The organism is Niallia sp. Man26 (genome assembly GCF_022049065.2).
Lineage (GTDB): Bacteria > Bacillota > Bacilli > Bacillales > Cytobacillaceae > Niallia.
The window spans coordinates 2,414,441-2,429,533 of record NZ_CP095743.1 but is presented as its reverse complement, the minus strand read 5'-3'; the positions used below and the strand labels follow the sequence as shown (position 1 = coordinate 2,429,533).

Here is a 15,093-nt window from a genome sequence, read left to right as displayed (position 1 = left end):
TCATTATGCTTTTAAATTAGGAGATTGCTCATGTCTATAAAAAATAAATTGCAACGTTTAAAACCACATTTAACTAGCGGAACAAGCAGTGAAAAAAGGCTCCCTGAAACAAAAAGCCAAGCTGAAATACCGTTCATGGATGTATGGACTAATGAAAATGTTGCGCCGTATTGGGTCGATGATAATTACTGCCTTATTCGCGAGGTTCGATATCCGCTTGAGTATAAACATGGTAATTATGCCTTTCGTGATTTTTTAGGAGCTGTCAGTGAATGGAATAACACAAATAATGCTCATCCCTTATCTGCAAAAGGTCATCAGGCCGAAGACTTGTTCTTCTTTGATACAGAAACAACTGGTTTAGGGGGAGGTACTGGCAATACCATCTTTATTCTCGGTTATGCCAGAGTGCAAGGGGATGAAATTGTCCTTAAGCAGCATATTTTGCCAAATCCAGGTTCTGAAGTGCCGCTGTTTAAAAGCTTTCTGGAAAATGTTGATTATACAACACTAGTTACTTATAATGGCAAAGCCTTTGATTGGCCGCAGGTGAAGACAAGACATGTATTTGTAAGAGAGCATGTGCCGAAGCTTCCGGAATTTGGCCACTTTGATTTATATCATGCTGCTAGAAGAATGTGGAAGCACCGTTTGGAAAGAGCGAAGCTATCCATTGTGGAGCAGGATGTACTCGGTGTCGAAAGGCAAGATGATATCCCTGGATTTCTCGCGCCGATGATTTACTTTGATTTTGTGGAAAGAAAAAACCCAGAAGGGATGCTTGGAATTTTAAAGCATAATGAAATCGACATTCTTTCCCTTATTACCCTCTATACGCATTTAAGCTTTCAGTTATTGCAAAAGGATGAGTCTATGTCAGCAAGAGAAACATATGAGGTAGGCAGATGGTACGCTTCTCTTGGAGAAAGCACACAGGCAGTTGAAAGTCTGAAAACGATTATGGATGGCAATGAGGAAGAGAATCTGCTGGCTCAATTTGTGCTGGCAAAGCAATACAAAAAAGACAAAAATGATGATGCAGCACAAACCCTCTGGGAAAATATTATTAAAGCAGAAGGCAAAATAGATGAAAAAGTAGTTTATGAGTCTTATATAGAGGCTGCAAAGCTTTATGAACATAAATTAAAAGAATATAAAAAGGCATTAGAATATACAACCCGTGCCCATAAATTGATAGAAGGCACGAAAATTGCTGAAAATACACGAATTATGACAGATGTTTATAAGAGGAAAAACCGTTTGTGCAAGAAAATGGGTATATTAGCCTAATTAGAAATTGAAAAAGCCACTATTTACCTTGTTGTCTAGCAGCCCCATTCCTATTAAAATAAGATAAGATTAAAGTTTATCCTATTTTATGAGTTATTGGAGTGTGCATGTTGTATAAAGTTGTAATGTTCATGTTTTTTGTCGTCGTTTGCCTGACAGCCATTTTATTTTCATCTTTAAAAGAAAATTTATACGCATTATTATAAGCTTTAAAAAGAGTGGAAATTTAGGTGTTTGTATTAGTACAAGATTACCTCTCCCAACATAAGTTGTTACTGTAAGATAATAAAACTTAAAGAATGGAGAGGAGATTTTAATATGCATTGCAAACCTAATGTACTGCCTGCTGTTGTACACCCAACGAAATGCTGTGTAAATAACACGTTCCAAAACAATATTGTTCCTCATATTCACCCATCCCATACAACGACGGTAAATCACGTGAATTATGAGCATCAGCATTATTTCCCGCACACACAATCTGTTCAGAATGTGGTGACAAATACGCAAGCAAATATGGGGCCAGCGCCAGTTCCGTTTCCGGTGCCTCAACAACCTGCACAACCTGGTGGCGTACCATTTACAGCTACTGGATTAGCTTATCCTGGAGCAGCGCCAGGAGGACCAGGTGGATTCCCAGGTGGCCAAGGCGGTTTTCCAGGAGGACCAGGTGGTTTCCCAGGCGGTTTTCCTAGAAGATAATAATTATTAATAATCCGTGGCTGCCGATTCCTTACTCGGCAGCCATTTGATATGAAGTGAGGGAAAAAAATTTCTCTTTTTGCCAAAAATGCTTATAATGTTTCTTAAGGAAGGTTAAGGTTATTTTTTACAATATTTTGCAAATGAAAAGGTCATTTTTTAAAAGGAACAGAAATAGATTAGTTAAGGTTAAACATGAACTGAAAAAATAAGAAGTTTATAGACAAGGGAATGGACAAAATGAAAGTAGCTGCTATTTCAGGATATAAGCCATTCGAAATTGGTCTGTTTAAAAAAAATGACCCTGCTGTAGAATACATAAAAAAAGCGATAAGAAAAGAACTGGAACAATTGCTTGAGGAGGGCCTTGAATGGGTGCTCATCAGCGGTCAGTTGGGAACAGAGCTTTGGGCGGCGGAGGTCGTCTATGATTTGCAGTTAAATGGTCATCCTGAACTAAAGCTTGGAGTAGTCACCCCATTTTTAAATCAGGAGCAAAGCTGGAAGGAAGAAAATAAAGAATGGTATGAAGAAATATTGATGCAGGCAGACTATGTCGACTCTGTATCAAAAAAAGAATACGAAAGTCCGAACCAGTTTCGGATGAAAAATGTATTTCTTTTGCAAAAAAGCGATGCATTACTACTGTTTTATGATACAGAAAAAACGGGAAACCCTAAATATTTATACGAACTTGCAGTACAATATAAGGAAAGAAATGATTACGACATTCGATTAATCAGTTTTTATGATCTGCAGGCAATTGTGGAGGAAGAAGAATTTAATAAAGACTTCTTCTAGAAAAATTGACAAATCGCTAAATGTCTGGAAAAATTAATTTAATACGGCAATTGACTGAGGTGAGCGGAATATGATGCTATCAGATAAGATTAAGTTAACGGCAAAAGATATTCTCGAGAAGGAATTTAAAACGGCAATGCGAGGATATAAACCAGAAGAAGTAGACCAATTTTTAGACTTGGTTATAAAGGATTATGAAACATTACATCAAGAAATTGAAGAGCTGCAGCAGGAGAATATGCGCTTAAAAAGACAGGTTGACGAAAGTTCCAAAAGACCGCAGGCGCCAACAACTACTGCGGGCACAACTAACTTTGATATTTTAAAAAGACTTTCCAATCTGGAAAAGCATGTATTTGGAAGCAAGCTATATGATTGATTTGAAATGAATTAGAAAATCCAGAATCTGCTATTGCTATTATCAGCTGGACATACTATAATAGCAAATGTATCAATAACAACGCTTTGGTAATCGCTGCAAACATTGTTTGTAGAGGAAAGTCCATGCTCGCACAGGCTGAGATGCCTGTAGTGTTCGTGCCTAGCCAAAAAATAAGCTAGGGCAGCATATTTTATGCTGACGGCAGGGAAAATGCCTAAGTCCTTATAGGATATGGCATGAATACCTTGAAAGTGCCACAGTGACGGAGCCTTTTCAGAAATGAAAAGGGTGGAACGAGGTAAACCCCGCGAGCGAGAAACCCAAATTTTGGTAGGGGAACTTTCTCTGAGGAACTAAACGAGGAGAAGGACAGATTTATAATCTGTAGATAGATGATTACCGCCTTTATACGAGGCCTTTAAGGTCGTTACAGTACAAAGGAACAGAACATGGCTTATAAAGCGTTAATGTTGATTACATTATGATGATAAAAATAGCACAAGGTGACTCTGATGTTTACTCTGTTTCAATCAGGTAAACATAAGGTCATCTTTTTATTTGAAGATAAATGATAATGGCAGATGCCAAATGGACATAATAAGTGATATACATAATTAGTTATTTTTTAGAAAATAGGTGAAAGTATGAAAAAATATTCATTGGTTGCAACAGCTGCAATGGGGCTGGAGGCAATTGTAGCGAAAGAGGTTAGAGATCTTGGCTACGAGTGTACGGTAGATAACGGCAAAGTGCATTTCAAAGGTGATGAAAAAGCAATCGCAAGAAGCAATATGTGGCTGCGGACAGCAGACCGAGTTAAAATTGTTGTCGGCGAGTTTAAGGCAACTACCTTTGATGAATTGTTTGAAAAGACAAAGGCATTGAACTGGCATGACTATCTTCCTGTAAACGCTCAATTTCCAGTAGCAGGAAAATCAGTAAAATCAAAACTTTTCAGTGTTTCAGACTGTCAGGCAATCGTCAAAAAAGCGATTGTTCAATCTTTGAGTACACATTATAAAAAAACAGGCTGGCTTGAAGAAAATGGCCCACTGTTCAAACTAGAAGTCAGTATATTAAAAGATGTAGCTACATTAACAATAGATACATCTGGGCACGGACTACACCGCAGAGGCTACCGGACTGGACAAGGAGAAGCGCCGATTAAAGAAACACTTGCAGCAGCCTTGATACAGCTAACAAACTGGACACCAGACCGTCCATTTGTCGATCCATTCTGCGGATCTGGCACGATTCCGATAGAAGCAGCCTTAATCGGGCAGAATATCGCTCCTGGCTTTAACCGTGAGTTCTTATCCGAGGAATGGGATTGGATGAGCGCAAAGCTATGGGATGAAGTGAGAATGGAAGCAGAAGACTTGGCAAACTATGATCAGCCTCTTGACATAACAGGCACTGACATTGACCATAAAATGGTCAAAATCGCCGAGGAAAATGCTTTTGAGGCTGGACTTGGTGATTTAGTCCAATTCAAGCAAATGCAAGTAAGAGACTTTACAACACCTAAGGAAAATGGTGTAATTGTTGGCAACCCTCCGTATGGAGAGCGTTTAGGCGACAAGCCATCAGTGCAAAGGATGTACCGTGAAATGGGACAAGCATTCGAACCGCTTGAAACATGGTCCATTTACATGCTGACATCAGATGAAGAATTTGAAGAACAATACGGCAAAAAAGCAACGAAGAAGCGCAAGCTCTTCAACGGCTTCATCAAAACAGATTATTATCAGTACTGGGGCAGAAGAAAACGGGATTAACCTTTATATATTAAGGGTCCTAAAGAGTTATTAATTAGTGTGGGAATTTTCTGCATGAATTAACCATATATAGGAGGAATTTGGGCTTATTCTTGACTTGCTGTACTATACAACATATTTTAAATGTGGCAGACATTAAACTGTTAAATAAAATGATATGTATTCGTACAGTGAAGAAGGGAATAAGCCTTGTTCGTAAAAATAAATATTAAAGAGTAGTTTTATTAGCGTATTTGGTATTTTTCATTCCCTTCTTATTAATAAATCAATAAAAAAAACGGCTAATGATAGCCGTTCATAACTACACTTTATAATAGGCATAGTCTTTAATATTTATATTATTTACTTAACGTAGGTAAATATTTTTTATCCAGTTTATCCGCAATATTAGCTAAGAACTTCTGAACTGTCATATTTTCCACTGCTTTTGTGTACCAAGATAGCTTGGAACCATAGTCTTTCCCATCATAATACACACTGCGTGGCGTATAGCTTTTCAGCTTAGGTGTTTCCGTGTAATCAAAATCGATAATTAAAAACTTACCTTCAAGTGTTTCAAGTTTAACACCATATCTAGGACGTATATAGTCCGTATTGTACTTTGTCCCTATAATTTTAGCTTTAGTTTTCATTTTGATCTCCTTTTTCGGTATTAACACCTACCACAAGTAATAGTAGAGATACAAGTAATTTACTAAAATTATTTAAAGTGCTTACGGATAAGCATACCACATTAAGTTAAATAAGTACATTTAAGGTGAAACATGGTTATTATGGTAAAGATAATAGGAAGCCCTTTAAGCATCCTAAACCATTATTAGAAATGTCTATTAACATAACTTCTTTGTTGCAGGTATTAAACCTGAAAAATTAGATTTTAATAGTATTTGTTTACACCTCTATAAAACCATAATATAATATGAAGGAATTGGGAAGCAGATAATCGGGTTGAACTGGTAAAAAGCCCACATTTCGATCAAAAAGTAACAAAGAGCAGTCAACGGCTTCATCAAGTAGTACTGGGGCAGAAGAAAACGATAATCAGCATAAAAGAGACAAACCAAAAGCGTATAAAATCCCTTCAACATGTGTATATATATGTCTATATAGTTTTGTGTGGAGGGATTTATAATGATGGACAATACGATCGATTATGAAAAAATTTTGCATGCCATTAACCAGTCATTAGACATTGTTAAAAATGAAGATATCGGAGAAGATTTGCTTCAAACTTATATAGATGCACAGCAATCCGTTAAGCAGGCAATGAATTTTTCGTTATCAAACAGCATCAAGTAGGAATAACTTGATGCTGTCTTTTCTTTTTTTGTGAGGCTCTTTTCATACTAGAGCAATATGTTAAGAGGGGGCCTAGCTTGCGGTTGGCGGCCCTCTTTTCTCTTGCATGTTTATTTGGAATTGCCTATTATAAATAAATGCATTCATTTCGATAAGCGTAAGTTTTTAATAGAGGCAAACTTCTTCAAGCCTTGGCATAATAATTTTAGAAATTTCCTTTTAGTCAAGTGAGGAGTGTCTCGTATTTCATTTTATGGAGGGGTATCATGCAAAACAGCATGCCATTTGAGGTTTCAAAAACAGAATCATTTTACGATAAATTAGGGGAATGGATTGGGGATGTTTTTTATGACATCCTTCCAGAGGCCGGCTATGAGCTTCGCGATGAGCAAGTGTTTATGGCTTATCAGCTTGAAAAGGCGTTCAAGGAGAAAAAGACAATATTTGCAGAGGCTGGCGTTGGCACAGGCAAAACCTTTGTGTATTTACTGTACAGCATTTGCTATGCTCGATATGTGAACAAGCCTGCTATCATCGCATGCTCTGATGAAACGTTAATCGAACAGCTTGTTAAAAAGGAAGGCGATATCGCCAAACTGGAGCAGGCATTAGGACTGAAAATTGATGTCCGTCTGGCGAAGTCAAGAAACCAATATCTTTGCTTGAACAAGCTAGATCAAAAAATAACGTTTGAGGACACGTATAATTCTATTTATGATACATTACCTGACTTTGTTCACGGCAGTGGTTCACTCCAGTCATTTGCGCCATACGGGGACAGAAAGGATTACCCTGACTTGACAGATGAAGATTGGGGCGGTGTGGCATGGGATTCCATGCAGGATTGCTTCACATGCGATAAGCGCCACCGTTGTGGCCAAACTTTGCATAGAGATTACTATCGTAATGCCAAGGATTTAATCATCTGCTCTCATGATTTTTACATGGAGCATATTTGGACAAAGGAATCAAGAAAAAGAGAAGGTCAATTGCCACTGTTGCCAGATAGCGCCTGTGTCGTATTTGACGAGGGTCATCTGTTGGAATATGCAGCCCAAAAAGCATTGACATACCGCTTGACAGAACAAAATTTGGAAAAGCTACTTACTAAGCTGCTTGCCAATGATGTCAGAGAAAAAACATTAAATATTATAGAAGATACAATCTATCAAAACGAGCAATTTTTTGCTGCATTAACGAATGCTTCTTTTGAAACAGAAGGTTCGGACAAGCAGGAAATCAAAAAGACTGATACTGTTATGAAAGAAGGCCGAAGACTTGCAGGTCTAATCTCTGATTTGGAGGAAGAACTAGTCTTTGAAAGTGAGATGTATGTTATTAACGAGTATGATTTGAAAGTAGTAGAAGAATACTTGGAGCAAATCTCTCATTCCCTGCACTTATTCTTAAGAGAAATGAACGGTATTATTTGGTTTGAAGAGCATGACGGAGAGCGGACACTTGTAATTATGCCAAGACTTGTACAAGATATTATGAAGGAAGATGTTTTCAGCCAAAACAAGCCGATTATCTTCTCGTCTGCAACATTATCGGATAACAAGTCATTTGAATATATGGCAAACAGCTTAGGAGCTAAAGAGTTCTTATCCTTCTCTGTGGAGTCTCCATTTGATTATGACGAAAACATGAATGTAATCATGACAGAATATAATCATGATGATACAGATTTGAAGAAAGATTATGTAATCGAGAAGCTAGTTGCCGCTGGCGGAAGATCGCTTGTGCTGTTTAACAGCAAGGAAGACTTAGCGAAGTTTAAGACAGCCTTGCCAAAGGATTTCACCCTTCCGATTTATTTTGAAGGAGAAGGAGAAATCAGCGGCCTTGTTTCTAAATTCCAAAATGAAGAAGAGTCTATATTATGTGCTGTTAACTTATGGGAAGGTCTGGATGTGCCAGGAAGTTCATTAGAGAATGTATTTGTTTACTCCTTACCATTCCCTCCAAATGACCCTGTTTATAAATCAAAGCGTGAAAATGCAGCAGATCCATTTACAGAAGTAGATTTGCCATATATGATTCTTCGCTTAAGACAGGGAATTGGACGATTAATCCGTACAAATGAGGACAGCGGTCATATCCATATCCTTATGGACAAAGAAGAGCAGAAGCAAGTGAAAGATGCAGTAGTTGCAGCGTTGCCGGTAGAACCTGCATATATATAAATACTTTAAGCAGTTCTTGAAAAAAGAACTGCTTTTTTATATTTATACATAAGCATCCCTTATATTCCTCGAAAGAAAAATATGGTAAGATAGTTTTCAGAAAACGCTTTGAATAAAATCAGAGGGCTTCAGATAAGGAGGAGAAGTAAATTTGAGCAATATTAAAGAAATAGAACAGGATTTTTTAGCCTATATAAAAAAAATTGGTGCATACAACGAGGCCTTGGCCCTCATTTATTGGGATTTGCGCACAGGCGCACCTAAAAAGGGTGTTGATCAGCGCACAGAGGTAGTCGGCACATTGTCTGCAGAAGCATTTAATTTGTCTGTTTCGCAAGAGCTAGAACAATATTTAAATCAATTATCTGATGCAAGTGTTCAAGATGAGTTATCTTATGTCACGATAAAAACAGTGGAAGAAATGAAGAAGGAATTTGACCGGAACAAAAAGATTCCTCCGAGTGAATTTAAAGAATATGTGATGCTTCAATCGAAAGCAGAAAGCGTTTGGGAAGAGGCGAAAGAAAAGTCAGATTTTTCTTTATTTGAGCCTTACTTGGAAAAATTAGTAGCAACAACTAAAAAATTCATCGATTATTGGGGCTATGACAGCACGCCATATGATGTTCTTCTTGATATGTATGAGCCGGGTATTACAGTACATATATTAGACGAAGTTTTCGCTGAGTTAAGAGAAAAAATTGTGCCTCTCGTACAAAAAATTGCCAAGTCACAGCACAAACCAGAAACAAGCTTTTTGTTCGCTCACTTTCCAAAAGACAAACAGCATGGGTTTAGCCTTGAGCTGTTAAAGCAAATTGGCTATGATTTTGATGCAGGCCGCCTGGATGAAACGGTTCATCCTTTTGCTACAGGCATAAACCCAGGAGATGTGCGCATAACGACTAAATATGTGGAATCAGATTTTCGGGTAGCTGTGTTTGGAACTGTGCACGAAGTTGGGCATGCACTGTATGAGCAAAATATTTCGGAGGAACTTGTCGGAACACCGCTTAGTACAGGAACTTCGATGGGTATCCATGAGTCACAATCTTTATTCTATGAAAACTTTGTCGGACGAAACGCTTCGTTTTGGAAGAAAAATTATTCCTTGCTGAAGGAATATGCAGACGGCCAGTTTGATCAAGTTGATGTAGAAGACTATTATCGTGCAATCAATGAATCGAAGCCATCACTTATTCGGATTGAAGCAGATGAATTAACATATCCACTGCATATTATCATTCGCTACGAGATAGAGAAGGCCTTGTTTAACGGTGAACTGAAAGTAGCAGATCTTCCGAAAGTGTGGAATGAGAAATACAAGTCATATTTAGGAATTGAGCCAAAAAATGACGGGGAAGGAGTGCTGCAGGATGTCCATTGGGCAGGCGGAAGCTTCGGATATTTTCCATCGTATGCCTTAGGTTATATGTATGCAGCTCAATTTAAAGAAACACTTCTCCAAGATCTTCCTAACTTTGACGAGCTTTTAGAAAGAGGCGAGCTTGAGCCGATTAAGCAATGGTTCAAAGAAAAAGTTCATCAGTTCGGAAAAACAAAAAAACCGCTTGAAATTTTAAATGATGTAACAGGCGAAGGGCTAAACGCACAGTATTTAATACAATATCTTTATGACAAGTACTCAAATGTTTATAAGCTGTAAACAAAAAAGAGCAAGGAATATTTCCTTGCTCTTTCCTCTATTTTAAAGGGAAAGTATGCTTGCATGCACGAAAAGCGCTGTTTATAAATATACTGTTAGAGATAATAAACTGGATGTGATAATTGATGGAACATTATTATTGCAAGCACTGCCTCATTCTTTATAAAGAGAGCACTATATGCCCTCATTGCGGAATGAAGGTTGAGAACAAGATTAAGATAGAGGTGCAAAGCCAGAAGGAAAATGAGTGAATTACTGTAATAACAAAGAGTTGACTAGTAATTGCCATCTCTTTGTTATCGAAAACTTACACTTCAAGCATTAAAATGATGTGAATAGTGCCTGTGTCAGCAAGTGTCACTTTTAAACTAAGGGCCTTTTCAAAGCCATACATTTTCGTTTCTCCCACCAACACGGTCGGAGGAGTTATATCCATAGCAATCCCATTTTTAGAAACAAATGTAGTAAGATTTCCAGCGATCATATTGCCAAGCTCTCCAGAGAAAGAATCAAGCATTTCTCCTTCCAGCACCATTCCAAACATCGCTTCGCCAATCTTTCCGAATACTTCCTGGTTTCCATCTATAATGACTCTTCCACGGAAATCACCTGTTAAACCGATTAAAACACCTAATGATTTTTGCTGGTAAGGTGCCGTGATTAAAGTAGGTTTATCAATACTTAATTCAAAGGGGATTACGTTTTTAACTGATTCAATAGTCCCGTTTAATATTTCTGTTGCACTTCGCGTGATTGTCACAATTCATTCCCCCATACTGTAGTTAACAACATCTTATCATAGTTTAAATAAAATTTGGATAAGTAAATTTGGAATTTACGGAAAAAATAGCGTGGTTATATTTTCCTAACTAATATAGGCTTATACTCCTGCTTGTTTTCACGAGTACTGGATACTATTTACAATGAAATTTCAAAGCAGGCATTTTATAATAAAGATGCACAGCAACATCCTTCAAAACATTTCATTCCTCTTTTTAGAGGAATTTTTTTATATTGTAAAAAAAACAATGTCCTCCATATTGAAAATGATTATCATTAATGTTAAAATGTAACTGAATTTGAAAATCGCTCTCATTTAGAAAAGAGGTGTTCAACTATGATCGCAGTTCTTATTGCTGCTGCAGCAGTCGGTTACTTATCTGTTATGAAATATGTTCTGAAAAACGTATCCCCATCTGCTCACTCAAAATAAATACATATTTGCTTTGCAGTTATTTTTTCTCCGATATGCTAGTTTTATTCGCAAATTTCCTCAAATTTTCTCGGTTTATGTGTAAAATTCAAAATATTTTCTTTATTCCAATGTTGAAAATGGTTAAAATGAAACTAATCACCAAAGTAAAAGGAGTTAATCATGCTTCCTACAACCATTTTTCAACTAAACCACCTCACTGAATTTTATCAATTTCTTGCTAGTTATAATGATCCTGCAGCTGGCAAAAAGGTAAAGGATTTAATTAATAAGATCCATGAAGGAGATTTTATTTTTACCTTTTGCGGCCATTATTCTGCCGGCAAATCAAGTTTAATAAATGAACTTATGGGCAAGAGTCTTTTACCGAGCAGTCCTATTCCCACTACAGCTCATAAAATCAGGGTAAAACATGGAGCAGACTCTGTTAGAGTTGATTTCACAGAAGGCTCGCCTCTGTTATTTCCCAATTGCACAGACTTAAAATTAGTGGACAGCCAATTGAATAACAAGGAGTTAATTAATGGTGTTGCCTTAAATGTAAGCGATATCGAATTATCAGCCAATATCGTCTTTGTCGACACACCGGGAATTGACAGTATTGATAAAGCTCATATGCTTGCAGCAGAATCAAGCATCCATCTGTCAGATGTTCTCTTTTATGTCGTAGAATATAATCATGTTCAGTCTGAAATTAATATCGAATTTACGAAACAGCTTGTAGACAGCGGGAAAAGTTTTGTTTTAATTATCAATCAGATTGATAAGCACCGAGAAGAAGAAATCTCTTTTGAAGCATTTAAGCAAAGTGTAGAGCATGCTTTTATATCTAGTGGGGCAGTGCCTGAGAAGATATTCTACACTTCCATCAAAGACATGGACAAAAATAAAAATGAAATAAGCATGCTGAAACAATATATAGCAGAGAAAATAGCAAATAAACATTCCTTAGCAGAAGCCTCTGCAGATCAATCGTTTTTAAAAATAAAAACAGACCACAGCAATACAATGACAAGACGGAAAAAGAAAAACCTGGAAGCAGCAAGCCTGCCTCTTGCGGCAATAAGCGAGGAGCAAATAGAAAAATTAGAGCTTGAAATGGAGAATCTTAACCTGAAGCTTCAACGTCTAGTCAGTCGTAAGGAGCAGCAGGCAGAGTGGGAAGCTGAGTTTCTTTCTATTATAAAAAATGCGTATATTATGCCTTATGCAAATAGAGAGCTTGCAGAAAGCTACTTGAATTCCAAAGATAAGAAATTTAAGCTTGGACTTTTCTCCAGCAAACAAAAAATCAAAAACGAACAGGAAAAAAGATTATCAGAATTTCATGGAGTTTTGGTTAAAACAGTCCAGTTACAGCTGCTCGGCCCAATGACAGAATTTTTTAGTTCTATTGCCGGAAAAGTGGGCGGTGATGCAGGTGCATTTAAAGAGCAATATATGACAGAATCTATGTTTATTTTGGAAATGACAGCTCTGCAATCACTTGTGAACCCAAATGCACAAATGTCAGAAACATATTTGCTCCGCTATTGTGAAGAGGTCGAAGATTACATAAAAAGCAATGTAAAAAAAGAAGCGATTAAGCTGTTTTCTATCTTAGTAAGCGAGCAGGATGAGCTCACAAAACAAGAGGAGCTTGCCTTGGCAGAACAACAGCAAAACCTCGAAACCTTACTAGAAGCAAAACAGAAAATTGCTGAAATAAACACAAGCTGGGATACATGGAAAAACCGCTTAACAGAACTGATGGAGGAGCGGCGAGAAGATAAAGAGCCTCATTATTTGCAGCTGATTGAAAAGCCAGCAGAGCCGATTGTCCAGCAAATAAATCCTGTCAATGCAGCACAACCGACTCAAAGAAAAAGACAGGCGGAAGTCCGGCCTAAAACAGAAACAGTATTAACGAAGCCGGAGGAAATGATAGAACAGCTTGCATTTGTTTCTGAAGCATTAACAGGATTAACAGGTTTTAAGGAGGTTGTCCGCAATCTAGAGCGAAGAGCAGATACCATTCGTAATAAACAATATACCATCTGCTTATTCGGTGCTTTCTCTGCAGGGAAATCGTCATTTGCTAATGCCTTGCTTGGACATCCTTTACTGCCAGTGTCGCCTAATCCGATGACAGCAGCCATTAACCGCATCCTCCCTGTTGATAGAAACAATCAGCATGGTAAAATGGTTGTCTTTTGGAAAAGTGAGAGTGAGATATTAGGTGAGCTTCAAGATTATTTGCAAGTGTTTCATGAAAAAGCCGAGTCTTTGCAAGCAGCTTTGCTTGCCATCGGAAATATCAAAAAAGCAAAATCCCCGTCTTCGGCGAGTCACTTTCGCTATTTAGATGCTTTTTCTGAAGGGTATAAAGCACGTAAAGAATCACTAGGTACGGTCACAACAGAGGATATGAAGAAACTGGAGCACTATGTATCGGTTGAAGCTGTATCTTGCTTCATTGCGAAGATTGATGTGTACTTTGACTGCAGTTTGACAAGAAAAGGCATCGTATTAGTCGATACGCCTGGCGGAGATTCCATTAATACAAGGCATAGTGAGCTAAGCTTTGAATACATGAAGGCAGCTGATTCTATCCTGTACTTATCTTATTATAATCACGCGTTTGCTAAAGCAGATCGGTCCTTTTTGCTTCAATTAGGAAGAATGAAAGATTCTTTTGAGAAGGATAAGATGTTTTTTATTATGAACGCTATTGACTTGGCTAAGGATCAAGAGGAATTAGATCTTGTCTTTGATTATCTTTATGAACAGCTCGAGCATTATGGAATTAGAAATCCGCGTATTTTCCCAGTTTCCAGTCTCTTTAGCGGTGATGAACCATATAAAGGTCAAATGGAACATTTTAAAGCGAGTCTGCTCCAATTCATTGAGGATGAATGGCTTCCGTTTATGCTGAAAGCAGCAGAAGCAGACTGTTTAGCTGGCATACATATGTTGGAGGACTTTATCCTGACATCTGAAACAGAGCATGAGAAGCAAAAGGAGCAAATGGAGCGGTGGAAAAGGGAAGAACAAGAACTTCGCTCCCTCCTTGTTCAACAGAAGCATTCTTATTTAAATAAAAAGCTGAAAGCAGAAATAGATGAGCAGGTTCATTACTTAAAACAGAGAATATTCCTGCAGTTCAATGATTGGCTGAAAGAAGCGTTCCACCCTGGCCTGCTTAAAGGCGAAAGCCGAAAACAGGAAGGAGAAAAAGCGTTGGATGATTTCCTTATGCAGCTTAGCCATGAAGTGGAGCAAGAGCTGAGGGCAGTCAATTTACGAAGTGAGAATTACTTTTATGCGCAAAGAAAAGAACTTTTTGAACAGTCGATTAAAAGCATTCGCCAAAAAAATAAAGAAATCATCCTGCAGCTTGATGATACAAAAAGATTGGAAGATGTTTTAACCCATCTGGCTCCATTTAGAACATTTGACAGAGCGCTTTTTAAAAAAGCATTATCTTATTATAAAAACCCGAAAGCTTTCTTTGAAAAAGGAGACAGAAAATACCTTGCCGAAGAAATAAAAACCGTAATCGAAAGCGAAGGCTATACTTTTTTTGAAACAGAAAAAGAGCGGCTATTTAATTATTTTAATGACTGTTTGGAAGAAGAAAAACAAGCAATGGTTCAAACCCTCCACAGACAAATGGAGGAATATTACAGTGGGAAAGCAGAGCTGTTCCAAAACGAAGCAACCCGTATTAACATGAAAAATGCACTGCAAGCAATTAAAGACAGAAATGTATTAACATATGCTAACAGTAGGTAAGG

11 protein-coding genes and 1 other RNA gene are annotated in these 15,093 nt (G+C 37.6%); 10 read left to right on the top strand and 2 right to left on the bottom strand.

All coding sequences use genetic code 11. From position 1 onward, the window contains the following. Positions 1-30 precede the first annotated feature (30 nt). The 6 genes from L8T27_RS12265 (at position 31) to L8T27_RS12240 (ending at position 4,953) form a co-directional block, all read left to right on the top strand. Positions 31-1,290 (top strand): ribonuclease H-like domain-containing protein, encoded by a 1,260-nt coding sequence (locus L8T27_RS12265; RefSeq protein WP_233313399.1) that lies wholly within the window; start codon positions 31-33, stop codon positions 1,288-1,290. Between the two features lie 318 nt (positions 1,291-1,608). Beyond that, positions 1,609-1,992: a CotD family spore coat protein gene (locus L8T27_RS28705; RefSeq protein ID WP_267913266.1), complete on the top strand. Its 384-nt coding sequence runs from the start codon at positions 1,609-1,611 to the stop codon at positions 1,990-1,992. A 240-nt stretch (positions 1,993-2,232) separates the two neighbouring features. After that, the gene (locus L8T27_RS12255; protein WP_233313400.1) at positions 2,233-2,793 is read left to right on the top strand and encodes an SLOG family protein; all 561 of its coding nucleotides are present in this window, start codon (positions 2,233-2,235) and stop codon (positions 2,791-2,793) included. 73 nt (positions 2,794-2,866) lie between these two features. Further along, entirely contained in the window at positions 2,867-3,172 is a 306-nt protein-coding gene (gpsB, locus tag L8T27_RS12250) for a cell division regulator GpsB (protein WP_233314724.1), read from the top strand. An 81-nt stretch (positions 3,173-3,253) separates the two neighbouring features. After that, an RNA gene (gene rnpB, locus L8T27_RS12245) (RNase P RNA component class B) lies at positions 3,254-3,637 on the top strand. A gap of 182 nt (positions 3,638-3,819) precedes the next feature. Beyond that, positions 3,820-4,953, top strand: coding sequence for a THUMP domain-containing class I SAM-dependent RNA methyltransferase (locus L8T27_RS12240; protein WP_233313401.1), 1,134 nt, complete (start codon positions 3,820-3,822; stop codon positions 4,951-4,953). Between the two features lie 338 nt (positions 4,954-5,291). On the opposite strand, the gene L8T27_RS12235 is transcribed toward L8T27_RS12240, so the two are convergent. Beyond that, positions 5,292-5,585, bottom strand: coding sequence for a hypothetical protein (locus L8T27_RS12235; protein ID WP_233313402.1), 294 nt, complete (start codon positions 5,583-5,585; stop codon positions 5,292-5,294). 499 nt (positions 5,586-6,084) lie between these two features. Between L8T27_RS12235 and L8T27_RS12230 the strand changes: the two genes are divergently transcribed. The 3 genes from L8T27_RS12230 (at position 6,085) to L8T27_RS12220 (ending at position 10,104) form a co-directional block, all read left to right on the top strand. Next, positions 6,085-6,252, top strand: a complete 168-nt coding sequence (locus L8T27_RS12230; protein WP_237941644.1) for a hypothetical protein — start codon at positions 6,085-6,087, stop codon at positions 6,250-6,252. A 266-nt stretch (positions 6,253-6,518) separates the two neighbouring features. Then, a complete protein-coding gene (locus L8T27_RS12225) occupies positions 6,519-8,438 on the top strand; it encodes an ATP-dependent DNA helicase (RefSeq protein ID WP_233313404.1) in 1,920 nt (639 codons plus the stop codon). Between the two features lie 151 nt (positions 8,439-8,589). Further along, the gene (locus L8T27_RS12220) at positions 8,590-10,104 is read left to right on the top strand and encodes a carboxypeptidase M32 (RefSeq protein WP_237941643.1); all 1,515 of its coding nucleotides are present in this window, start codon (positions 8,590-8,592) and stop codon (positions 10,102-10,104) included. A 307-nt stretch (positions 10,105-10,411) separates the two neighbouring features. On the opposite strand, the gene L8T27_RS12215 is transcribed toward L8T27_RS12220, so the two are convergent. Next, positions 10,412-10,864 carry a chemotaxis protein CheX gene (locus tag L8T27_RS12215; RefSeq protein ID WP_237941642.1) on the bottom strand — a complete coding sequence of 151 codons (453 nt, stop codon included), beginning with the start codon at positions 10,862-10,864 and terminating at the stop codon, positions 10,412-10,414. Between the two features lie 615 nt (positions 10,865-11,479). Here L8T27_RS12215 and L8T27_RS12210 point away from each other — a divergent pair. Next, on the top strand, positions 11,480-15,091 hold the full coding sequence (locus tag L8T27_RS12210; protein ID WP_237941641.1) for a dynamin family protein: 3,612 nt from the start codon (positions 11,480-11,482) through the stop codon (positions 15,089-15,091). Positions 15,092-15,093 lie beyond the last annotated feature (2 nt).

What these genes read in the sequence shown, in the direction of transcription:
- L8T27_RS28705 (WP_267913266.1), top strand. Translation starts at nt 1,609, where the DNA reads ATGCATTGCAAACCTAATGTACTGCCTGCTGTTGTACACCCAACGAAA.
- L8T27_RS12265 (WP_233313399.1), top strand. Translation starts at nt 31, where the DNA reads ATGTCTATAAAAAATAAATTGCAACGTTTAAAACCACATTTAACTAGC.
- L8T27_RS12225 (WP_233313404.1), top strand. Translation starts at nt 6,519, where the DNA reads ATGCAAAACAGCATGCCATTTGAGGTTTCAAAAACAGAATCATTTTAC.
- L8T27_RS12255 (WP_233313400.1), top strand. Translation starts at nt 2,233, where the DNA reads ATGAAAGTAGCTGCTATTTCAGGATATAAGCCATTCGAAATTGGTCTG.
- L8T27_RS12230 (WP_237941644.1), top strand. Translation starts at nt 6,085, where the DNA reads ATGATGGACAATACGATCGATTATGAAAAAATTTTGCATGCCATTAAC.
- L8T27_RS12210 (WP_237941641.1), top strand. Translation starts at nt 11,480, where the DNA reads ATGCTTCCTACAACCATTTTTCAACTAAACCACCTCACTGAATTTTAT.
- L8T27_RS12240 (WP_233313401.1), top strand. Translation starts at nt 3,820, where the DNA reads ATGAAAAAATATTCATTGGTTGCAACAGCTGCAATGGGGCTGGAGGCA.
- gpsB (WP_233314724.1), top strand. Translation starts at nt 2,867, where the DNA reads ATGCTATCAGATAAGATTAAGTTAACGGCAAAAGATATTCTCGAGAAG.
- L8T27_RS12235 (WP_233313402.1), bottom strand. Translation starts at nt 5,585, where the DNA reads ATGAAAACTAAAGCTAAAATTATAGGGACAAAGTACAATACGGACTAT.